This window comes from Microbacterium sp. F51-2R (genome assembly GCF_052180235.1).
In the GTDB taxonomy this organism is placed as follows: Bacteria; Actinomycetota; Actinomycetes; order Actinomycetales; family Microbacteriaceae; genus Microbacterium.
Genome location: NZ_CP197470.1, coordinates 2,946,384 through 2,967,682, shown reverse-complemented (window position 1 = coordinate 2,967,682; position 21,299 = coordinate 2,946,384). Strand labels below are relative to the sequence as shown.

Genomic DNA, 21,299 nt, shown 5'->3' with positions numbered 1-21,299 from the left:
CGCCTCACGGCCTTGCACGAAAGAGTACGTTCATGAAGCACACGATCCGCAAAACCGCTGCGGTCGCCGCGATCGTTGCGGCCTCAGCGCTTGCAATGCCTGTCGCAGCGCAAGCAAGCACCATCTATCCCCCGTCCAACGCCTGCAGCGTCGTCCCCACGGTCATCACCCCTGGTGCGACGGTCACGTTCAACTGCAGCAACGGCACCTTCACGCCCGGCGAGTTCGTCTCGGTGCGCGTGACGGGCAACACCTCGGCGAAGGTCGGGTTCATCAAGTTCGCCGTCACGTCTACCGGTGGCACGAACGCGTCTGCTCAGGGCGCGATCTCGGTTCCGATCTCGTTCCCCGCCAACGCAAACGGTGGATACAACATCGAGGCCTTCTCGGAGACCTCGGCCGGTGGCGTCAGCTCGGTCTCGGTCAAGGCGGCAGGCTCGGGTGCCGGCTCGTCGTCGGACGACCTCGCCACCACGGGTGGCGACAGCGCCTCGCTCCTCGGCCTCTGGGTCGGCGGCGGCGCGCTCGTTCTCACGGGTGGCGCTCTCGCCGTGGCTGCGACTGTCCGTCGCAACCGCAAGCAGAACGCCGGCGTCTGACACAGCGACACACGCTTCTGGGAAGGGTCCCGACCGAAAGGTCGGGGCCCTTTCTGGTTCTCGGGCGCGGGAAGCCCGGTCCTCGAGGAGGGGGACGGGGTCGAGCCGCGCGCCCGCCCCGCGCGCCGCGAAACCGTGAGCCTCCACCTGAGCGCCGAGACCGTGGGGCGCACCCACGGTTTCGGCGCGGAGATGAAGGCTCACGGGTCGAGGTGAGGTCGGCCCCTCGCCTCGCTTCGCTCGCTCGGGAACCGGGTTGGCCGCGCCCGCTCGGGGACCGGGTTGGCCGCGCCCGCTCGGGGACCGGGATCAGCGCGGGGTCAGCGGGGGGAGGCGAGGGAGGCGGCGACCAGATCGGCGAGGAAGGCCGCGATCTCGGCCCAGGTCTGGTCGGAGGCGGGAGCGCCGGCCTCGACGGCGCGGGCGACGAGCTGCGTCAGGGTCGAGGGCTCCTCGAGCCACTCCCAGACGAGGGCGGCGGAGCCGGCCAGCACGGTGGGCTGCACGAGCGTCTCGCCGAGGGGCATCGCGAGCACACGGTCTGCGCGATCGACCCACGCGACCTCCGCGGTGCGCTGGAACACCGGCTCGTCCGACGCGAGCAGACCCGCGTCGATGAGCTCGGCGACGACGGCGAGCACGGCCGCGCCGGCATCGGCCTCGGGCGGGTGCCCGTGCGCTGCGAGCGCGGCATCCGTCATCTCAGTCAGCGTCGCACCCGACGCCGCGAGCCACACCGCGGGCGCGATGCCCGCGATGACGTGCACCGTCCCGGTGCCGCGGTCATCGAGCGTCATGACCGCGATGCGGTCGGGGTCGGCGAGCGCCACGGCGTCTGTCACGGCGGCGCGGGTGTAGCGCGGCGCGTCGCCGGGCTCGTGGGCGGCGGGAGTGGGGAGGTCGAGCGGCTCGGCCGACGCGCCGCCCTCGGAGGGGCCTGCGTCGGCGAGCGTGCCGATCGCGGCGACGAGGTCGGCGGCTTCGCGGTAGACGACCCGGCGCACGCCGCCGGTCGCGTGGACGATGCCCGCGATCTCGCGAAGGGGCGCCTGGTGCGAGGCGAGGTAGCTGCTCTGCGCGACGAGCTCGGCCAGGGCATCGCCGAGGTCGAGCGGCTCGACGACGGGCTCGCCCTCGTGGTCGGGGCGGCGATCGAGGAGGGCGACGGCGGCGACGCGCAGCTCGGCGTCGGGGAGCGGCCGCAGACCGAGCTGCGTCGGGGCGACCTGGGTCTTGGGGGCGGCCGGATCCTCGATGATCGACAGCGGCTTGCGGTAGGCGTGCACGGTGCCGTCGGCCTCGATCGCGATCGTCTCGTCGGACACGTAGCCGAAGTGGCGGCCGAGCTCTCGCGACGCGGTCGTCTTGCCGCGGCCGGACGGTCCCACGAGAACCACGACATCACCCCGGTCGTTCGCGACGCCGGCGGCGTGCAGCATCCATCCCCTCCCCCGGCCCGCCTCGATCGCACGGAGGGTCACGTGCTGCGACAGCCCCGCGAGGAGGTCGATGGTCGTGGTGGTACCGTGCACGACCACGACGTCGTCGGGCTCGCCCTCGGTCGCGGCATCGGCCCACGCGGCGCGCACGGCGGCGGCGCGGTCGGGGTCGAGGTTGCTGAGGTCGATGCCGATCCGGGCGCCGGCGGCACTGACTGTGAAGACGTCGGGCACCCTCGCAGTGTACGGGGGCGGTGTGGCGCGGACGTGTCCGCGAACGCCGCAGCGCCCCCCGCTGCCGAGGCTCAGGCCGCGGGGCTCGCGGCCTCCGCCGTGAGATCGGCGGTGATGAGGATCGGCAGGTGGTCGGACAACCCCTGCGGGAGGGTCGTGACCTTCTGGATCGTGAACCCGCTCGAGGTCGCGAAGTCGTAGTGCCCGCGGAAGAAGCGGTACCGCGTGTAGGTGCGGGAGTCGCTGAGCGTCAGCTCGTACCCCTGCTCGCGCACCTTCTGGCCGAGGTTCTCTTTGAACACGGGGTAGTTGTAGTCGCCGACCATGAGGGTCGGAAGGCCCGGTCCGAGCTCCTGCAGCTCGGTCAGCGCCGCGCGGATCTGATGGCGCCGGAGGGAGTTGAGCGCCGTGAGCGGCGCGGCGTGGAAGGAGGCCACGATGAACTCGCGCCCGTCGTCGATGTCGTAGAGACGCACCCCCAGCATCCGCTCCTCCGCGGGCTTGAGCACCCGGTCGTGAAGCGACTTCTTGACGGCGAGCGAGCGCACGCCCACCGACCGGAAGGTGTTCTCGCGGAAGTAGACGGCGAGCCCCAGCCGGTTGCGCTGCGTCGCCTCGGCGAGCCGCAGGCCCCCGATGGCAGGCGGAATGTCGGTGGTGTCGGCCTCTTGCAGGCACAGGACGTCGGCCGCGTTGCGATCCACGAGCTCGGCGAGCTCGGTCGCGGCGCGGTGCTTGCGCAGGTTGTACGAGATGACCCTCATGACGGCAAAAGCATAGGCCCGCTTCATGGCGCAGGGGGGACGTCTTGACATCGCCCGGGTGACCTCTCAGTCGATCCATGGGATCGTCACGGGCGAGCCGGATCCGACGGGTACGGTGAGAGCGTGGCTGACGAGCAACCGCGACCCCGGTGGCGCAGGGTCGTGGGCAGCGCCTGGTTCCAGCTCGCGCTCGCCTTCGTCGTGACGGGCCTCGTGCTGAGCTTCGTCGCGAAGCCCTTCTGGGTGCCGTCGGGCTCGATGCAGGCGACGCTCCAGCCCGGAGACCGCGTGCTGGTCAACCGCCTCGCCGCCCTCGGCGACGGTCCGTCGACGGGTGACGTCGTCGTCTTCGACGCGGGGCCGGCGTGGGGCATCGCCGGCTCCCCCGACGAGAATCCCCTGAAGGCCGCGGCGCGCTGGGTCGGCGAAGTCACGGGCTTCGGCCCCTCGAGCGCCCACACGCTCATCAAGCGCGTCATCGGCGCGCCGGGGCAGACGGTTTCGTGCTGCAGCGCCGACGGACGCGTCGTCGTCGACGGCGAGCCCCTCGACGAGCCGTACGTCTCGAACGACTTCGCCTTCGACCCGGGTGTGCTCGACTGCGACACCACTCCGCGGTCGCAGCGCTGCTTCGACGAGGTGACGGTTCCGGATGCCTCGTACCTCATGCTCGGCGACAACCGCACGAACTCTGCCGACTCGGCCTACTTCTGCCGCGGCGAGACGACGCCGGGCTGCTGGCGCTGGGCGACCCGCGACGGGATCGTCGGAACCGCCGTGTTCGTGTTCTGGCCGATCCCCCGCTGGCAGCTCCTGTGAGAGCGCGCGCCGTGGTCGCGGTGATCGGCGCGGCCGTCGTGGTCGCCGCGATCGCCGCCGCCGTCGGCGTCGGGCTCACCGCATCGGCTCCGAAGGCGGCGGCGGGTGCCCCCGGCAAGGGCACCGTGATCGTGGCGTCGGATCTTTCGAAGGCAGCGGATGCCGCGGCATCCGATTCCGGCTCCCGCGCCGCCCGCGAAGCCGCCGCGTACCTGGCGGAGCAGCCGACCGCCTACTGGCTCCTCCCCGAGAACGATCCGGCCGAGTCGGTCGGCGCCACGATCGCCCACCTCGCGCAGGAGGCCCGCGCGCAGTCGGCGCGGCTCGCGGTCGTCGTGTACGGCCTGCCGGGCCGCGACTGCGGCAGCCACTCGGCGGGCGGGCTGGCTCCCGACGCGTACGCCGACTGGACCGCCGCGATCGGGAAGGCGCTCGGGGAGGTTCAGGATGTCGAGCCCCTCGTGATCCTCGAGCCCGACAGCCTCGCCGCGGCCCCCGGCTGCGGCAACGTGGACGAGCGCGTGGCCGATCTGCGCGCGGCCGTCGCGGCGCTCGAGGCCGAGCACACCTGGATCTACCTCGACGGCGGCCACTCGAACTGGCTGCCGGTCGACGAGATGGCCTCCCTCCTCTCGCGGGTGGGCGACGCGGGGGCGGTGCGCGGGTTCGCGACGAACGTCTCGAACTACAACGACACGGATGCCGAGAACGCCTACGCCCACGCGCTGGCGAAGCGCCTCGACGGCATGCACGCGATCATCGACACCTCTCGCAACGGCGCAGGAGGCGACGGCGAGTGGTGCAACCCGGCCGGCGCCCGCGTCGGACCCGCCGGAGGAACCCTCGGCGACGACGTCGTCGACACCAACCTCTGGATCAAGCCGCCGGGCGAGAGCGACGGCGAGTGCAACGGCGGACCCCCGGCCGGCGTCTGGTGGCCCGAGCGCGCGATCGAGCTGACTCGCGGCGTTAACCCGTAGTCCGCCAGCGGCATATGAGAGCCCGACCTGTGTAGCATCGGGAAGACCTCGCACCTGCGTGCGGTGACCGATGGTGTTTCCCGCAGGCGGGAGCCGCCCCGTCGACTCCTCGAGGAGCATTCATCTCTATGAGCACGACCATCGACGAGCTCAAGACCGCCGTCATCATCGAGGACGATCCCGAGATCCGTCACCTCCTGGCTGACGTGCTGGAGTCGGCCGGATTCTCGACGGTCTCGGTCGGCAACGGCATCGACGGTGTCAAGGCCGTCCTCACGTACAAGCCGCTGCTGACGACACTCGACGTGAACATGCCCGGCATCGACGGCTTCGAGGCGGCGCGGCGCATCCGCGCCGGCTCCGACACGTACATCATCATGCTCACGGGCGCCTCGGAGGAGGCCGACGTCATCGCCGGGCTCGGAGCCGGCGCCGACGACTACCTCCTGAAGCCCTTCCGCCCGCGCGAGCTGCGGGCCCGCGTCGAGGCGGCGATGCGCCGCTCGCGCCCCGAGAGTCCGGCACTCCTGCCTTCGCAGGGGAGCGTCGGTCCGTCGTTCCCGGCCGCTCGCCCCGTGACGTCGGCGGTGCCACTCGTGGCCGATCAGACGCCGGGCGACGCGGCGACGCGCGACGAGGCATCCGCCCCCTTCGTCCTTCAGCCCGCGACGGGATCGACCGATGTCGCGCAGGTGACGGTGGTCGAGGCGGAGCTCATGCCCGTCGGCGTCGGCGTCGACGGCGAGTGGCTCGAGCACCGCGGCCTGCGGCTGCACCCCGAGAACCGGCTGGTGCTGCTCGACGGCGACGACCTGGAGCTGACCCGCACGGAGTTCGACCTGCTCGCGACGCTCATGGAGTCCAAGCGCCGCGTGCGCAGCAAGGCCGACCTGACCCTCGTGCTGCGCGGCGAGTCATACGTCACGAGCTACTTCGTCGGCGACGCCGACAAGCGTGCGGTCGAGGCCCACATGACGAACCTCCGGCGCAAGCTCGGTGACAACCCGAACAATCCGCGGTTCATCGAGACCGTCCGCGGCGTCGGGTACCGCTTGACCTCGGAACTCGTCTGAGCCGAGCCCCGAGCCGAAACCTGTAGACGAATCGATGAGGGGGTGGTGATCCGTTCGGGCCGGATCACCACCCCCTCATCTCCTCCCCCAGCGAGGCTCCCCCAAGCCCCGGCATCCCCAAGTCTTCAGCGAGGGGGCGGCGTCCGTTCGGGTCGAACACCACCCCCTCATCCCCTTCCCCAGCGAGGCTCCCCCAAGCCCCGGCATCCCCAAGTTCTTAGTGAGGGGGCAGTGACCCGTTTCGGGTCGGATCACCACCCCCTCGTTTCCCCCCACCGAGGCCCCCCAGCCTCGGCATCCCCATTTACTCCGACGCGCTCCCCAGCGCGTCAGACCTTGTATCCGTGCTGACGACGGATGAGCTTGAAGAACATCGACAGTGTCTGCAGCACTGTCACGACACCGACGATCGGCCACCCGATCCACAGGACCGTGGACTGCACCATCGTCGGGAGCATGAGCCAGATGACGACCATCGCGACGATGACGGCGACCGCGAGGATGAGCGGCGTCCAGTGGCCGAAGCCGCCGCCGCGCTCGGCCTTGGCCTGCATCGCCCAGTTGTCGACCTTCTTGCGCGAGAGGAACCGCGTCCACGAGCGCAGGAAGTGGCTGCAGCGGATCCACATGTACACCTCGGCCGGCACCAGAAGGAGGCCGAAGAGGATGTCGCGCGCGTTGCGATTGTTCATCGTCAGCGCCATGCGGGTGTTGAGCGCGATCGCCACCGCCGGCGGGATGAGCCACCACAGCGAGAAGACGAAGGCCCCGATCGAGAGCGATGCCGCGAGCAGCGTGATGAACGCGACGCGCACGAACATGTTCATGAGCATGTCGAAGTGCTCGAGCCAGCGCACCCGCAGATTCGGGTGGAAGGGCTGGCCCTTCGTGTCGCCGCGCTGGCCGGGCCACATGAGCTCGATGGCGCCGTAGGTCCACTTGACCTGCTGCGCGTCCAGGGCGCGCAGGGTCGTCATGCCGCCGACGTCGGCGCGGGCGAACGGGCTGATTTTCGTCAGGTAGCCGGCGCTCTTGATCTGCAGCGAGAGGAGCGAGTCCTCGACCTCGCTGTCTTTGACCCAGGGCGTGGACTGGTGGTTCTGCGCCATGACGTCGCGCAGCGCCTGCGTCGAGAAGATCGAGAACTGGCCGCCGAGCACCGCCATGTTGCGACCGCGCAGCAGGTTGTGCAGGTTGAACGCGGCGAACTGCGAGCGCTGGCCCGTGATGAGGAACTTGCCGAGCACGCCCTTGATCGGCCGGTCGTCGATCGAGTAGATCGCCGAGATGCCGCCGATGCGGGTGTCCGAGACGGCCTCCGACTCGAGGTACTCGATCGCGTCGGGGCCGGCGACGGTGTCGCCGTCGACGCCGAGCAGGTAGTCGTAGCCCTCGACGAGCGTGTAGCCGTAATTGAGGGCGCCGACCTTCTTGTCGGGGTTCTTGCCGATGTCGTGGACGAACACCTCGGTGAACTGCTCGCCGAGGCTCGTGGTGATCTCGTGCGGGCCCGAGTACTGCGAGGCGATCTTGACGGTGGCGTCCGACGTGTTGTTCACCACGACGTGGATGACATCCGGCACGCGGGTCTGTCCGAGCAGCGACTCGATCACATCGGCGATCGACTCCTCCTCGTTGTACGCGGGGATGACGCAGCCGATCGTGGAGCGGTGCACCGAGTGGTCGTCGAGAACCGCTTCGAAGTCGTCCGCGAAGCCGGGAGCGGTAGGCGCGACGACGAGGTCTGTCGTCATCGCGGCGGTGCGTCCGGTCATGGCGGGCCTTTCTGGTGTGAAGTGGTCGAGCGGTTCGATGACTACTTTCGCGTCCCGACCGCAAGGCACCACCGGGCTCAGCACCAGTGATCCGCAAGATTCCCGCAAGATCCCCGCAATGCGACCACGATGCCGGGCACCCCTGCGCCGATAGACTCGCGACATGGCTACCGGGGGGCTAGCAGAGCGGATCGACGCGCCCAGTTCCAGGACGCGCTCGATCTGGTTGACGCAGCTCGTCCTGGCTGCGAGCGTCGTGCTGATCGCGGTGCTCGTTCTCCTCCTCCAGCCCGAGCTCTACGTCATCTGGAACTTCGCCCTCGGCGTGCTGATGATGATGATCCTCACGACCGCGACCATCGCCGTGCCGTGGTCGCGGGTGCCGCCGCGCGCCGTGTTCGTCGTGCCGTTCCTCGACGCCGTCGCGATCGGCTTCATGGCGACGGCCACCGACCTGCGCTTCGGCTACCTGTGGGCGTTCCCCGTGATGTGGATCGCGATGCACGCGACCCTCATCGAGCTCGGCGGGGTGCTGATGACGGTCGTCTCGATGGGCGCGATCGGCGTGGTGCTCACGTCGAACTCGACGGCGGGCTGGCTGCGCGTGCTCGTCGTCTTCCTCTCGCTCGGGTTCGTGGGGATGACCGCCCACCTCGCGATGCGGCAGATGCGGGCCCTGCGAAAGCTCCTGCGGCGCCAGGCGCAGCGCCTGACCGTCACCCTCGCGCGACGCTCCGACGAGGAGCGGCGGACGAGCGAGATCCTCAACGGCGTCGACATCGGCGTCGCGCGCATCTCGCTCTCGGGCCGGGCCCTCACCGTCAACGACGCCTACGCGCGCCTCTACGGCCTCGATTCCCGGGCGCCCGACCAGCCGGCGCGGTCGGTCGAGTACCGCTCCATGCGCGGCATGCCCATCCCCTACGCCGACCGCCCGTTCGTGCGCGCGGGTCGCGGCGAGTCGTTCTCGGAGGCCCGGGTGTGGCTGTTCACCCCGGCCGGCGAGTGGCGCGTGCTGTCGATCACGAGCAAGCGGCTCCGCGCGTCGGCGAATGAGGAGGCGGGGATGCTGCTGCTCGTCCATGACGTGACGGCGGTGACCTTCGCCGAGCACGACCGCCAGCGACTCGCGGCCATCGCAAGCCACGAGATGAAGCATCCGCTCACGGTCATGGTCGGAAACGCCGAGCTCGCCCTCGAGACCGAAGACCTCGCCCCGCGCACCCGGGAGCGCCTGGAGCGCATCCTCTCGGCGAGCGAGCGACTCGTCGAGATGACCTCGAGCATGGTGAACACGTCGCAGACGCGCCTCACCGAGCGCGAGAGCTTCGGCGAGATCGACCTCGGCACGATCGTGCTGGAGTCGGTGGACTCGTTCCGTCCGACGGCCCTCGCCAACGGCGTCGCGATCCAGACGACGATCGAGGGACCGCTGTCGACGATCGCCGACGGTTTCCGCATGCGACAGGTCGTCGACAACATCGTGAGCAACGCGATCAAGTACACGCCCCGCAAGGGCTCGGTCACGGTCGAGGCGCTGTCGGCGGAGGAGGGCATCACGCTGCGGGTGAGCGACGACGGCATCGGAATCTCGCAGGGCGACCTGCGCCGGATCTCCAAGCCGTACTTCCGCGCCGCGGCCGCGCGCGAGGTCGCCAGCGGCACGGGGCTCGGGCTCGGCATCACCCGCGAGATCGTCTCGGGCCACGGGGGCACATTCGACATCGAGAGCCGCGGGTCGGGTCTCGGCACGACCGTGACCATCCGCCTCCCCCGCGTGACGGCGGACCAGGAGCCCGTCATGACGGAGGCCCCCGCATGAGCGTCTTCGCGATCGCCGACCCCTCGCTCCTCTACGCGCAGATGCTCGTGGCGACCGCGGGGACGCTCCTCACCATCGGCATCGGCTTCCTCGCCCGGCCGGGGCGCGCGACCCTCATCTGGTCGAGCGCCTTCACCCTCACGATGCTCGGCACATTCGGCGTACTGGCGAGCGAGCTCGAAGGCTTCGAGACCGCGCGCCGCGCGTGCCTGGGGCTGATCCTCGGCGCGCCGGCGCTGCTGTGGTCGGGCTTCCGCGAGTGGTGGGGCGTCCGCTGGCACGCCTGGACCGGACCGACGCTGGCCGGGGCATCCGCCACGGTGCTCGCCATCGTGCCCGACGAGCAGTTCCTCCTCGCCTATCGCGTCGCGTTCCTCATCAGCGGGCTCTTCGGGGCGTTCTTCTTCTTCGGCTGGGTGCGCAAGAGGTCACGCCGCGACCCCTTCACCGTGGCGTTCGCGATCATCTCGATCGCCTACTTCCTCCTGGGGATCGTCAGCATCGCCACGATGCTCGCCGACGCCCCTCGCACGCCCGAGACGGCGCCCGTGCTGCGGCTCATCGCGGGCTCCGGCATGCTCGCGTACGCCGGCAGCGCGATCATCGCGGTGCTCGGCGTCGCCACCCGCGGCACCCGCTTCGCGACGCGGCCGACCGGGACGTGGGTGCGGGTCGCCGGGCGCGCCCGCGAGCGGCTCGCGCGCGGCGAGGCGAACCTCGAGCCGTGGTCGGTGCTGTGGGTGCAGGTCGACGACGTCGACGACATCCGCCGCGCGACGAACGGCGGCGTCGTCGCGACGCTCGCGCAGCGTGTCGAGCCGGCGGTGCGCGCCGCCTTCCCGCAGGCCGCCGAGGTCGGGCGTACGCCGGACGGCTCGGTCGTCGTGCTGGTGCTCGCTCCGGATGCCGAGCTGCGCGATGCGCTCCGCGACGCGCTGCAGCGCGTGCAGGCCATCGACATGGACGGGACGATCCCCATCCGGCCGTCGGCGAGCGCGGGCTGGGCGTCGGCCTCGACCGTCGGCTACGAGCTCGACGCGCTCATCTACCTCGCGCGGGAGGCCGCGGCCCTCGCGAGCGAGCGCGGCGGCGACCGGTGGGAGCGCGTGAACGCGACGGTGACGAGCCGGCTCCTCAGTCACTCAGAGCGACTGTGAGCGTGTCGGTCACGGTCTGCTTGGCGTACTCGGTCGAGGTCGGTGTCGTCTGCACGAGGAAGTCGTACGTGAACTGCAGGGTGACGTACGTGGCTTCCGCCGGCACGGGGCCGACGTTGAACGTCTGCGAATAGCTGTAGGGATCGAGCACGAGGTAGCCGGGGGCGACCGTGGCGTTGTCGGCCTGGATGTCGAGCGCCGGAAGCGACCCGCCCGCGTTCGCGGGGACGGCCTGCATCTGCGCGCGCTGCAGGTAGACCTTGTGCCCGTCGTCGGGCGTCACGGTGGTGGTCATGCTGATGCTCACCGGCTTGATGGCGGTCGCGGTCCACTTGTCCATCGCGAGGGTCGACCAGTAGTCGACGGTCGCCGTGATGGCGCCGGCGGTGAGGGTGCGCTGCGTCGCTCCGCCCGAGAGGTCGTTCGGCACGGGCGTCGGCACGGCCGTGCTCGTGGGGGTGCCCGAGGCCGCGGCTTCGTCCCAGGGGGCGGTGCCGCAGCCGGCGACGCCGAGCGTGAGGGCGAGTCCGGCGGCGAGCGCGAGCGCGCGGGTGGGCGTGCGGGCGTGCCGGGGCGCGGGCCTCGCGGCGGCCGGGGTGGCGGGCGCGGGGGTGTGCCCGGCGGCGAGCGCGGCGGAACGAGGGCGGAGGGCGATCATGCGGCTCCCGGCGGTCGGCGGGCGCCCCGGAACCGGGCCCCCGTGCGGCCAGCTTAGCGGGACGGGTCGCCGGGGCCGGGCTGTCGCGGGCTTGCGTCACTCCCGGTCTCGACGGGCCCGGGTCTGCTCCGCCCGCGCGGCGAGGAGCGCGTCGTCGGGGTATCCCACGTCGGTCAGCGTGAGGCCGCGCGCCGCGAGCACCTTGACCTCCGGCACGCGGTCGCCGGCGTCGCGGATGGCCGCGACATCCTCGACATCCAGCCGCCCCTCTCCCACCGCGACGCACGCGCCGACCAGGGCGCGCACCATCGAGTGGCAGAAGGCGTCGGCCTTGACGTTCGCGACGAGCACGCCGTCGGACGCGCGGCGCCAGTCGAACTCGAGCAGCGTGCGGATCGTCGTCGCCTCCTCGCGCGGCTTGCAGTAGGCGGCGAAGTCGTGGAGTCCGATGAGGCTGCGGGCCGCGGCATCCATCTCCCCCTCGTCGAGGAACGCCCGCACGGTCGTCGTGCGGTGCCGTTCGAGCGGGTCGTAGCCGGCCGTGCGGTCGGCGAGGCGGTACTCGTATCGCCGCCACACGGCCGAGAAGCGCGCGTCGAATCCCTCGGGAGCCAGGCGCGTGCGGTGCACCGTGACGTCGGCGTACGCTCCCAGCACGCCGCGGAGGCGCGCCGCGAGCCGCTCGGCAGGGTCGAGAGGGGGGTCGGATGCCGCGTCCCCCCGCGACGGCCGCGCGACGAGCCGCGCGACCTGACCCTCGTCGAGGTCGATGTGGGCGACCTGTCCCGCCGCGTGGACGCCCGCGTCGGTGCGGCCCGCCACGACGAGCCGCGGCTCGCCGCCGAGGACGCGCGCGATCGCCTCTTCGAGCGTGCCCTGCACCGACCGCAGCCCCGGCTGCCGGGCCCAGCCGCGGAAGTGGGTGCCGTCGTAGGCGATGTCGAGCCGGATCCGCACCGGTTCAGCCTATTGCCGCCCTGCCGCCCGCCCGCCCTCGGCTGGGCGGGCAGGCTCGCCCCGCCCTCACTCCCGGCCCCACCTCACCCTCACCCCCGGCCTCCCCACCGTCACTCCCGGCCCCGCCTCCCTCACGGAGGTAGGAGTCCGCGCGGAGGTAGGAGGTTTCAGGCCGTTCCGGTCCTACCTCGGCTCCATCTCCTACGCCCGTGCGCGGCATCCGTCTCTCCCCTGCCAGCCGGCCCGTCCCGCGAGCCGCCACCATCACTTCCCGCTCCACTCCGCCCGCCCTCGGGTGCAGGTGCGGCCACCCTCACCGCCGGCCCACCTCACCCTCACCGAGGTAGGAGTCCGCGCCGAGGTAGGAGTCCGCGCGGAGGTAGGAGGTTTCAGGCCGTTCCGGTCCTACCTCGGCTCCATCTCCTACGCCCGTGCGCGGCATCCGTCACCCCCGCCCGCCCGCCTCGGCTGTGCGGGCGGCCCCGCCTTACCCTCACTTCCCTACCCGCCCCCCTCACCGAGGTAGGAGTCCGCGCGGAGGTAGGAGCTTTCAGGCCGTTCCGGTCCTACCTCGGCTCCATCTCCTACGCCCGTGTGCGGCATCCGTCACTCCCCCCTGGCAGCCGGCCCGTCCCGCCGCCCGCCCTCGGGTGCAGGTGCGGCCACCCTCACCGCCGGCCCACCTCACCCTCACCGAGGTAGGAGTCCGCGCGGAGGTAGGAGGTTTCACGCCGTTCCGGTCCTACCTCGGCTCCATCTCCTACGCCCGTGCAGAACCGACCCGAACCCCACCCAGAGCTCACCCGACGACGCGGCGGGTGGGGTCGAACTTCTCGCCGATGGCCTCCATCGCGGAGCGGGCCAGCCGCACGCGGTTGTCGTTCTCGCGCACGACTTCACGGGCGAGCGACGGATGCCTCCGCACGATGTCGTCGAGAACCCCCACCGGGATCTCGACGACCTCCACCTCGGTCAGGGCGATGGCGCGGGAGATGGTCCGCGTGCGGGTGAGCGCCGTCAGCCCCACGGCGTCGTCGCGGCTGAGCTCCGTGATCTGCACGAACCCCGAGTCGGTCGGCACGCCGAGCATGACGCGTCCGTCGATGATGAACCGCGTCGAGGTCGGAGCATCGCCCGGCCGCAGCAGCACCTCGCCCTGCGCGAAGCGCTCGAGGCGCGCCGTGTCGGCGAGCGCCTGCGCCTCGTCGGGGCGGAGGCTCAGCGACGGCGCGATCTTGTCGAGCGCCGCGACGAGCCGCTCGCGGGTGTTCCACTCGTCGGTCATGTCGCCGTCGAGGTGCAGCCCCGCGCGACGCGCGGCGTACCAGAGGCGCGTGGTGAAGGCATCCAGCACCCCGCCCTCGTCGCCCGGCGACTGGAGCGGAATCGAGACCGTGTACTTCGCCCCTCCCGCCGTCTTGACCGACGGATCGCGGTCGAGCGACACCAGCGGGATCTCTCGCGCGACATCGAGGAGGAGCGCCCGCACCTGCGCGGGCGGATCGTCGGTCGAGAAGACGACCTCCTTCTTCGCCGCGTAGGGGTCGGACGCGCGCGAGAGGTTCACGAACGAGCCCTCGGCGAGCTCGGCGGTCGGCATGACGACGATGCCGTTGCCGGTGTCGAGGTGGATGGCCCGCCAGTTCACCTCGATGATCTGGCCGCGCGTGCCGCCCATGTCGATCCAGTCGCCGAGCTGGAACGGCGCCTCGAAGATGAGGAAGAGGCCCGAGACGACCGAGCCGACGGCGTTCTGCAGCGCCAGGCCGACCACGATCGAGGTCACACCGAGGGCGGCGAACACGCCCGCGACATCCGCGTCCCACACCCACCAGAAGACGAGCGCGATGCCGACGATGATGAGCACGAAGCGGATCAGGTCGCTGAAGATCGTCGGGAACCGGTCGCGCCACGAGCCCTTCTCGGCGCGATGGAAGATGAGGTGGTTGATCGCGTTGATCGTCACGACGATGACGAGCAGGCCGAAGACGGTCCAGACGACCTTGGGCCACGTGCCCGACCCCTCCCACGCGCCCGGCTGGCTCAGCAGCACGAGCACGCCCGCGACCGGCACGAGGTAGTTGCGCACCATGAGCACGATGGGCGCCGCGCGGCTCCCCCGCCGGAGCAGCATGTTCGCCAGCTCCGTCAGCCCGATGAGCACGAGCGGCAGGCCGACCGAGACGATGACGGCCGGCCAGAACCACGGCTGGCTGGTGATCTCGCTCACCGCTTCGCTCCGGTTCGTGATGCGGACATCGGATGCCTCAGCCCTCGGTCACCGGCACGTGCGTCTGAATGCGCCACACCCGCTGCGAGCCGCTCTTGGTCACGACCTCGCCCGCGGGCTCGATGACGATCGTGTCGGGGATGCGGTCGGCCACGCGCTGCGTGATGTAGATGCCGGGCTCGTCGTAGTCGCCCTGCACGCGGTACGCGAGGTTCACGGCATCCCCCCACATGTCGTAGACGATCCGCGCGCGGCCGATCAGTCCGCTCGTGACCTGCCCGGAGTCGAGGCCCGCCCGCAGGCCCAGCTCGACACCCTGCTGCACCGAATACCGCTCGAGGATCGTGTTGAGCTCGAGGGCGAACTCCACCGCACGGCGGGCGTTGTCGACGCGGGGCGTGCCGAGACCGACGCTGGCGACGTAAGACTGGCGCGTCGTTCGCACGCGCTCGACGCCGTACCGCTCGGCGGCCTCGTCGAAGATGCGGATGAGGTCGTTGAGCTTCGTCACGGCCTCTTCGGACGACAGTGTGAGGGCGAGCTCCTCGAACCCCACGATGTCGGCGAAGATCACCGTGACGTCTTCGTTGTCCTGCGTGATCGCCTCGTCGCCGTGCTTGTAGCGGTCGGCCATGCCCTCGGGCATGAACGAGAGGATGAGGTTCTCGTTCGCCTTCTCCTGCTGCTCGATGAGGGCGGACTTCGCCTGCAGGCTGCGGCTCATGTCGTTGAAGGCGGTCGCGACATCGGCCAGCTCGTCGCTCGACCCTGCGTCGACCTGCACGCCCTCCTCGCCGGCGGCGATGCGCTGCGCGGCGGACTTGAGGCGGCGAAGCGGCCGGACGAACACCTGCGCGAGGACGAGGGAGAGCAGGCAGACGAAGATGATCATGCCGGCCGTGGAGAGGATGAGGTTGCGCGTGAAGTCCTCGACGGGCGCCATCGCCTCGTCGTAGGTCTCTTGCGCGACGATCGTCCAGCCGAGATCGCCGACCCCGAGCGGTGCGTAGGCCGTGATGCTCTCTCGGCCGAGGTAGTCCCGCTGGATCACCGATCCGTCCTTGCCCGACTGGGCGTGCGAGAGCGCGCTTCCGAGGATCGTCTGCTGCAGGAGCGTGTCGCCGTTCTGCACACTGAGCGCCGCCGCGTCGGGCGCGAGCCCCGCCGCCACCGCCGCGCGGGAGTACTCCTCCGGCTCGGACTTCAGCGCCCGCGAGATCGAGCGCATCGTCCCGTCGCGCCCCACGAGGTAGGTCTCGCCCGTCTCGCCGAGACCGTTGCGCGCCCACTGGCCGCTCACGGTCATGACGTCGTTGATGCGGTCGATCGGCAGCTCGATCGCGAGCGCCCCGACGACCTCGTCGTCCACGGCGATGGGCGTGACGGCCCAGCCCGCCGGATTGCCGAGGCTCGGGCTGTACGCCGCGAAGTCGGCGAGCACGACCTCGCCGACGATGTTGCGACTCATGGCCTCGCGGTACGCGTCGGCGAGATTCGAGAGGCGGTACGGCCCGTCGAGGAGGTTCGTGCCGAGGTCGACGCCCTTGTACGCGGTGTAGACGACGTTGCCCTGCGTGTCGATCATGAGCACGTCTTCGAACTGCTGCTGCTCGGTCATCGCGCGGAAGTAGTCGTGATACCTCGCGTGCGCCGCCGACCACGCGCTTCCGTCGCCGGCATCGTCGACGAGGATCGCCTCTTCCCAGCTGTCGTAGGGCACGACGTAGTTCGCCTGCACGTAGCGGGCTGCGTCATCCTTCGGCGCGAAGGCGGCCCCGTCGACGTCTTCACCCGTGGCCTTCGACAGCTGCGTCGCGAAGGTGTCGTCGTAATAGGCGCCGACCGTCGCGGCACGCTGCGCGTCGAGCGAGGTGCCGTCCAGAGCCGCGAAGCCGTCGCGGAAGGCGACGACGGCCTGCTTGCTCGTCTCGTTCATGGCGGCGAGCTTCACGGAGTTCTCGATCGTGTCGAAGAGCTGCGTCACCTCGCGGGCGCGGCTCTCGCGGATCTCGACGAGCTTCTCGGTCGCGATCGCGCGCAGCGCCTGCGTGCCGTTGACGTACCCGATGACGCCGACGACGATGCTCGACAGCACGCTCACCGACAGGAGCATGATCAGCAGGATGGAGTAGATCGACAGCCCGGCACGCCGACGGGGCCGAGGCGTCCCCACCCATTCGGTGGTCGCCGCAGCCGGCATGCCCTCGTCGGACTCCACCGTCCGACCACCGGAAATGCGCGTACGCGTCTCCTCGAACCCCATGCCCCCGTCCCCCGGAGGCTGCGCTCAGGATAGCGGCACCCACTCACGAGCCGATAGAGGCTCCTGTGACTCGTGGTGCAGTTGTGATGAGGGATGCCGCGGCGCAGCGCGAGCCGTGGCTTCGAAGCCCTCGGCCGCCTGACGCGCCGCACCCTCGAGCCCGCGCGGGCCGCGGCATCCCGCCGATCAGAAGTGCTGGACCAGCGCGACCATCCGCTCCGTCGCCTCGAACCCGAGGTTGCCGTACAGGCTGTTGGCGCCCGTCGGACTCTCGGTGTCGACGTCGAGCACGGCCTTGTCGAGCCCCGCGTCCTTCGCGGCCCGCAGCAGCGCCGTGATGACGGCGGGCGCGAGCCGGCGCCCGCGCCGGTCGCGCACGACGCCGATGAGGTCGATGTAGACGCTCGAGTAGCCCTGCACGGGCCAGTCCTCCTCGTTCACCGAGCCGATCGCGAACGCGACGACCCGGTCGCCTTCGACGACGAGGCGCGAGAGATCGGGCCGCACGAGCCCTCCCTCGATGAAGCGGGCCCACCGCTCCGGGGGCGTCGCGAGACTCCCCCAGTGATCGCGGAACGCGTCGTTGCGCGCGAGCCGCGCCGCTTCCCTCCGCTCGGGCGAGTATGCGACGATCGCGATGTCTTCGGTTCCGGATGCCTCGACCTCGGGAATCGGCAGCGAAAGGTCGCGCACCATCGACGAGAACCACCGCTCCTCGGCGAGACCGCGGCGCTCCGCGAGGTGCCGCGCGCCGATGTCGCCCTCCTCGGCGTAGACGTAGACGGCGGCCGGCAGCTCCACGCCGGCCTCGACGATCTGCTGCAGCGCGCGCTCGTGCTCCCACCGCATGAGCTCGCGGCCGATCCCGCGACCGCGCAGTTCGGGGTGCACGCGACCGCTGAGGTAGGCGTGCAGATGCACGTCGCGGGAGGGGTGCACCATGGCCTCGCCCACCGCGATGACGCGGCCCGCGGCATCCGTCCCCAGAATCGTGTCGCGCGACGGGTCGATGTGCTCCGCGACGAAGGTCTCGACGACGTCTTCGCGCGGGGTCGTCCAGCGGGGGTGGTCGACGGCGTCGGCGGCGCGGATGAGCTCCATGATGTCGTCGAGGTCGGCCTCTGTCGCGGGCCGCCACGAGGCGACGTCGGGATGCCGCGGCGGCGCGATCTCGGCGGGGGCGCCCACCCGCTCGGCGAGGGGTGCGGACGGGGTCGGCGGGGTCTCGCTCATCCGGCCAGCCTACGGGGAGGCCCGCGACGAGCGCTTAGACTCGAGGGGCGCCACAAGCCCCCGCTACCTCGTGACTATGACTGACGACGCCCGATCGATGCCCCGTTTCGCAGGACTCGACGGACTCCGTGCGGTGGCCGTCGGCCTCGTCGTGATCTACCACCTCTTCCCGGGATCACCGCTCGCCGGCGGGTTCGTCGGGGTCGACGTCTTCTTCGTCATCAGCGGATTCCTCATCACGGCGCTGCTGCTGCGCGAGAAGGATGCCTCGGGCCGCATCGACCTCGCCGACTTCTGGAGACGCCGCGCCCGGCGCCTCCTGCCCGCCCTCTCACTCGTGGTCATGTCGTGCGCGACCGTCGCCTGGCTGATCGGCGGCGACCTCCTCGTGCGGCTCGGCGAGCAGGTGCTGGGGGCGGCGACCTTCAGCTACAACTGGACGTCGATCGCCGGCGGCACGGGCTATTTCGCCGACGCGACGCCGGAGCTCTTCCGCAACGTGTGGTCGCTGGCCGTCGAGGAGCAGTTCTACGTCCTGTGGCCGCTCCTTCTCCCGCTGTTCCTCCTGCTCCCCCGCGCCCGGTGGCGCGCCGCCGTCGCCCTCGCGCTCGGGGCCCTCTCGGCCGGCTGGATGGCGGTCCTCGTCGCGACCGGCGCCGACCTCACGCGCGCGTATTTCGGCACCGACACGCATGCCTTCGGCATCCTGCTCGGCGTCGCCCTCGCCTTCCTGCTGCAGCGACCGCTGTCTTCACCCCGGGAATGGATGCTGCGTCCTCGCCTGCGCCGCGGGCTCACCCTCGCGGGCGCCGTCGCCGCGGCCGGCATCGTCGCCGTTGCGACGATCCCTGCGTCGGACACCGCGGCGTCCTTCCCCGGCGCGCTCCTCGCCGCGAGCCTCCTCACCGCGATCGTCATCGTCGCCTCGGTGTGGCCCGCGTCGCGCCTCGGCCCGGCCCTCGACGCCGCGCCCCTGGCGTGGGTGGGCGCGCGGTCGTACGGCCTGTACCTGTGGCACTGGCCGATCCTCGTCCTGCTCCTCGCCGCCGCCGGCGCCACGGCCACGGCCGTGCCCGTGTGGAGCGGCGTCGCCGCACTCGGCCTGACCCTGGTCATCGCCGAGGTGTCGTACCGCTTCGTCGAGACGCCGATCCGCCGCCGCGGCTTCCGCGCCACGGCGGCCGGCCTCGGCCGGCGTCTGGCCGGCACGCCGAGCGCCCGCTTCGGCGCGATCGCCGCCGTCGCGGTCGCGGCGGCCATGCTCGGCGGCACGTCCGCCGCGATCGCCGTCGCCCCCGACACGACCTCGGGCGAGGCCGCCGTCGCCGCGGGCGCCCACGCGCTTGCCGCGGCCGAGGCCCGGGCGGCTGACGCGGAGCGCGCGGCTCGCGGTGGGGCGGGAGCGGGCGCGGCGGGTGCAGGTGCGGGCGGTGCGGGGGCCGGGGATAAGGCGGGTGCCGGGGAACAAGCGGGTGCCGGGGTTGAGGTCGCGGGGTCCGCACCGGCGGGATCCCCCGGCCGCGCGACCGCCGGAGCCGCGGTGCCCTCGCCGTCCCCGACGCTGGTGACCGGCGACCAGATCACGGCCGTCGGCGACTCGGTCATGCTCGCCTCGGCTCCCGCGCTGCTCGAGCGCTTCCCCGGGATCCAGATCGACGCGGCGGTCTCGCGCTCGACGTGGGCGGGCCCCGGCATCCTTCAGACTCTCGCCGACAGCGGCAGCCTGCGGTCATTCGTCGTCCTGGCGCTCGGCACGAACGGCCCCGTCGATCAGGGATCGCTCGAGAAGATGGCGCGGATCGTCGGACCTGATCGCCACCTGGTGCTCGTCAATGCCTTCGCGCCTCGCGAGTGGATCCCCGGCGTGAACGCCGACCTCGACGCGTTCGCCGCGTCGCACCCCGGCACGGTCGTCGCGGACTGGGCGGGCGCCATCGCCGGCCACGAAGACCTCCTCGCGGGCGACCACATCCACCCCGGCGCCGCGGGTGGTCGCATCTTCGCGGATGCCGTCGCCGACGCCGTCGCGCGCGCCGAGGCCGATCGCGCGATGCGGGTCTTCCAGGTCGACCGCTGGGCCCAGGTGCTGCTGCGCCTGACCCTCCCCGCCCAGCGCTGACTCGACTCGTGCCCCCGGCGCGTCACGTGGCCCGGCGCCGCGGCGCCTGCCCCCGGCATCCGTCCCCCCGGGCATCCGTTCTCCCACCCGGCCCGTCGAGTACGTACGAAGTCGCCGAAACCACACGTTCCCGGCGCAGTTGCCGTGTGCACTCGACGAGTACCTACGAACTCGTCACGCGGACGGGGTGAAGGAGGGATAGCTCGCCGCCCGGCGCTGACTGCCACGCCTGTCGCGGCATCTGTCCCGCTGCCGCCGTTCCCCCACCCCGCCCGTCGAGTACGTACGAAGTCGCCGAAACCACACGTTCGCGGCGCAGTTGCCGTGTGCACTCGACGAGTACGTACGAACTCGTCGCTCGGACGTTGGGGTGAGAGAGGGCAGAAAAAGGCGAGACCCGCGAGCCACAGGGGCTCGCGGGTCTCGCGGTGCAAGGGTGCCGGGTCTTGCTCCCGGCGTCCGAGTATCGGGTTTACTCGGACTTCTCGTCGACGACCGCGTCGTCGGCTGCGCCCTGAGCGGCAGCGCCCTCTTCGGGCGACTCGGCGCCGGCGTCGGCGGCGCCGGCGTCAGCGGCGTCCGTGTTGTCGGCAGCGACCTCGTCCGCGGCATCCGTCGACTCGTCGTTCTCGGCGACGGCCTCGGTGGCCTCGTCCTCGGCGGCGTCATCCGAAGCGTCCGACGCAGCAGCGGCGGGCGCGGCGGCGGCGGGAGCCGACTTCTTGGCCGACTTGGCCTTCGGGGTCACGGGCTCGAGGACGAGCTCGATGACGGCCATGGGGGCGTTGTCGCCCTTGCGGTTGCCGATCTTGGTGATGCGCGTGTAGCCGCCCTCACGGTCGGCGACGAGCGGCGCGATCTCGGTGAAGAGGACGTGCACGACCTCCTTGTCACCGATGACCGAGAGCACGCGGCGACGCGCGTGCAGGTCGCCGCGCTTGGCGAACGTGATCAGGCGCTCGGCGAGCGGACGAACGCGCTTGGCCTTCGTCTCGGTCGTCTGGATCGACTTGTGCGTGAACAGCGCCGCGGCGAGGTTGGCAAGCAGCAGGCGCTCGTGGGCGGGGCCGCCTCCGAGGCGGGGACCCTTCGTGGGCTTGGGCATATCAATTACTCCAGTGGGGAAAGTCGGACTGAAGGATGCCTGGGCCCGGCGTCACCGCCGGGCTGCGGCATC

Annotated in this window: 16 protein-coding genes; 7 read left to right on the top strand and 9 right to left on the bottom strand. The window is 71.3% G+C overall.

Translation table 11 applies throughout. The annotated features are described in order from the left end of the window. Positions 1-32 precede the first annotated feature (32 nt). Positions 33-599: a cell wall protein gene (locus tag ACSBPH_RS13005; protein ID WP_442574744.1), complete on the top strand. Its 567-nt coding sequence runs from the start codon at positions 33-35 to the stop codon at positions 597-599. A 320-nt stretch (positions 600-919) separates the two neighbouring features. Here the strand turns inward: ACSBPH_RS13005 and ACSBPH_RS13000 are convergent, their stop codons facing one another. Further along, entirely contained in the window at positions 920-2,272 is a 1,353-nt protein-coding gene (locus tag ACSBPH_RS13000) for an ATP-binding protein (protein WP_442574743.1), read from the bottom strand. A gap of 71 nt (positions 2,273-2,343) precedes the next feature. Then, on the bottom strand, positions 2,344-3,036 hold the full coding sequence (locus ACSBPH_RS12995) for an endonuclease/exonuclease/phosphatase family protein (protein ID WP_442574742.1): 693 nt from the start codon (positions 3,034-3,036) through the stop codon (positions 2,344-2,346). Positions 3,037-3,159: 123 nt separating this feature from the next. On the opposite strand from ACSBPH_RS12995, the gene lepB reads away from it, so the two are divergent. From lepB to ACSBPH_RS12980, 3 genes are all read left to right on the top strand, one after another. After that, positions 3,160-3,855: a signal peptidase I gene (gene lepB / locus ACSBPH_RS12990; protein ID WP_442574741.1), complete on the top strand. Its 696-nt coding sequence runs from the start codon at positions 3,160-3,162 to the stop codon at positions 3,853-3,855. Next, a complete protein-coding gene (locus ACSBPH_RS12985; RefSeq protein WP_442574740.1) occupies positions 3,852-4,835 on the top strand; it encodes a glycoside hydrolase family 6 protein in 984 nt (327 codons plus the stop codon). Before lepB ends, ACSBPH_RS12985 begins: the two co-directional genes overlap by 4 nt. Before the next feature lie 128 nt (positions 4,836-4,963). After that, complete coding sequence (locus ACSBPH_RS12980) at positions 4,964-5,908, top strand: response regulator transcription factor (RefSeq protein ID WP_442574739.1); 945 nt, start codon at positions 4,964-4,966, stop codon at positions 5,906-5,908. 329 nt (positions 5,909-6,237) lie between these two features. Here ACSBPH_RS12980 and ACSBPH_RS12975 read toward each other — a convergent pair whose 3' ends face one another. Further along, positions 6,238-7,683 (bottom strand): glycosyltransferase family 2 protein, encoded by a 1,446-nt coding sequence (locus ACSBPH_RS12975; protein WP_442574738.1) that lies wholly within the window; start codon positions 7,681-7,683, stop codon positions 6,238-6,240. A gap of 163 nt (positions 7,684-7,846) precedes the next feature. Between ACSBPH_RS12975 and ACSBPH_RS12970 the strand changes: the two genes are divergently transcribed. Together ACSBPH_RS12970 and ACSBPH_RS12965 are read left to right on the top strand one after the other, a co-directional pair. Further along, positions 7,847-9,505 (top strand): sensor histidine kinase, encoded by a 1,659-nt coding sequence (locus ACSBPH_RS12970; RefSeq protein WP_442574737.1) that lies wholly within the window; start codon positions 7,847-7,849, stop codon positions 9,503-9,505. Next, positions 9,502-10,662 carry a hypothetical protein gene (locus ACSBPH_RS12965; RefSeq protein ID WP_442574736.1) on the top strand — a complete coding sequence of 387 codons (1,161 nt, stop codon included), beginning with the start codon at positions 9,502-9,504 and terminating at the stop codon, positions 10,660-10,662. Before ACSBPH_RS12970 ends, ACSBPH_RS12965 begins: the two co-directional genes overlap by 4 nt. Here ACSBPH_RS12965 and ACSBPH_RS12960 read toward each other — a convergent pair. The 5 genes from ACSBPH_RS12960 to ACSBPH_RS12940 form a co-directional block, all read right to left on the bottom strand. Then, on the bottom strand, positions 10,640-11,320 hold the full coding sequence (locus ACSBPH_RS12960) for a hypothetical protein (protein WP_442574735.1): 681 nt from the start codon (positions 11,318-11,320) through the stop codon (positions 10,640-10,642). The genes ACSBPH_RS12965 and ACSBPH_RS12960 overlap by 23 nt on opposite strands. A gap of 96 nt (positions 11,321-11,416) precedes the next feature. Further along, positions 11,417-12,277, bottom strand: coding sequence for a tRNA pseudouridine(38-40) synthase TruA (gene truA / locus ACSBPH_RS12955; protein WP_442574734.1), 861 nt, complete (start codon positions 12,275-12,277; stop codon positions 11,417-11,419). Between the two features lie 799 nt (positions 12,278-13,076). After that, entirely contained in the window at positions 13,077-14,507 is a 1,431-nt protein-coding gene (locus tag ACSBPH_RS12950; protein WP_442574733.1) for a mechanosensitive ion channel domain-containing protein, read from the bottom strand. A 37-nt stretch (positions 14,508-14,544) separates the two neighbouring features. Next, positions 14,545-16,770, bottom strand: a complete 2,226-nt coding sequence (locus tag ACSBPH_RS12945; RefSeq protein ID WP_442574732.1) for an adenylate/guanylate cyclase domain-containing protein — start codon at positions 16,768-16,770, stop codon at positions 14,545-14,547. A 186-nt stretch (positions 16,771-16,956) separates the two neighbouring features. Then, positions 16,957-18,003, bottom strand: coding sequence for a GNAT family N-acetyltransferase (locus tag ACSBPH_RS12940; RefSeq protein ID WP_442574731.1), 1,047 nt, complete (start codon positions 18,001-18,003; stop codon positions 16,957-16,959). Between the two features lie 76 nt (positions 18,004-18,079). Between ACSBPH_RS12940 and ACSBPH_RS12935 the strand changes: the two genes are divergently transcribed. Further along, the gene (locus ACSBPH_RS12935; RefSeq protein ID WP_442574730.1) at positions 18,080-20,122 is read left to right on the top strand and encodes an acyltransferase family protein; all 2,043 of its coding nucleotides are present in this window, start codon (positions 18,080-18,082) and stop codon (positions 20,120-20,122) included. 472 nt (positions 20,123-20,594) lie between these two features. Here the strand turns inward: ACSBPH_RS12935 and rplQ are convergent, their stop codons facing one another. Further along, positions 20,595-21,227, bottom strand: a complete 633-nt coding sequence (gene rplQ, locus ACSBPH_RS12930; protein WP_442574729.1) for a 50S ribosomal protein L17 — start codon at positions 21,225-21,227, stop codon at positions 20,595-20,597. Positions 21,228-21,299 lie beyond the last annotated feature (72 nt).

Excerpts from the sequence above, each read along its gene's own strand:
- ACSBPH_RS12970 (WP_442574737.1), top strand. The coding sequence starts at position 7,847 with ATGGCTACCGGGGGGCTAGCAGAGCGGATCGACGCGCCCAGTTCCAGG.
- ACSBPH_RS12945 (WP_442574732.1), bottom strand. The coding sequence starts at position 16,770 with ATGGGGTTCGAGGAGACGCGTACGCGCATTTCCGGTGGTCGGACGGTG.
- ACSBPH_RS12960 (WP_442574735.1), bottom strand. The coding sequence starts at position 11,320 with ATGATCGCCCTCCGCCCTCGTTCCGCCGCGCTCGCCGCCGGGCACACC.
- ACSBPH_RS12940 (WP_442574731.1), bottom strand. The coding sequence starts at position 18,003 with ATGAGCGAGACCCCGCCGACCCCGTCCGCACCCCTCGCCGAGCGGGTG.
- ACSBPH_RS13005 (WP_442574744.1), top strand. The coding sequence starts at position 33 with ATGAAGCACACGATCCGCAAAACCGCTGCGGTCGCCGCGATCGTTGCG.
- ACSBPH_RS12995 (WP_442574742.1), bottom strand. The coding sequence starts at position 3,036 with ATGAGGGTCATCTCGTACAACCTGCGCAAGCACCGCGCCGCGACCGAG.
- rplQ (WP_442574729.1), bottom strand. The coding sequence starts at position 21,227 with ATGCCCAAGCCCACGAAGGGTCCCCGCCTCGGAGGCGGCCCCGCCCAC.
- ACSBPH_RS12980 (WP_442574739.1), top strand. The coding sequence starts at position 4,964 with ATGAGCACGACCATCGACGAGCTCAAGACCGCCGTCATCATCGAGGAC.
- ACSBPH_RS12935 (WP_442574730.1), top strand. The coding sequence starts at position 18,080 with ATGACTGACGACGCCCGATCGATGCCCCGTTTCGCAGGACTCGACGGA.
- ACSBPH_RS12975 (WP_442574738.1), bottom strand. The coding sequence starts at position 7,683 with ATGACCGGACGCACCGCCGCGATGACGACAGACCTCGTCGTCGCGCCT.
- ACSBPH_RS12965 (WP_442574736.1), top strand. The coding sequence starts at position 9,502 with ATGAGCGTCTTCGCGATCGCCGACCCCTCGCTCCTCTACGCGCAGATG.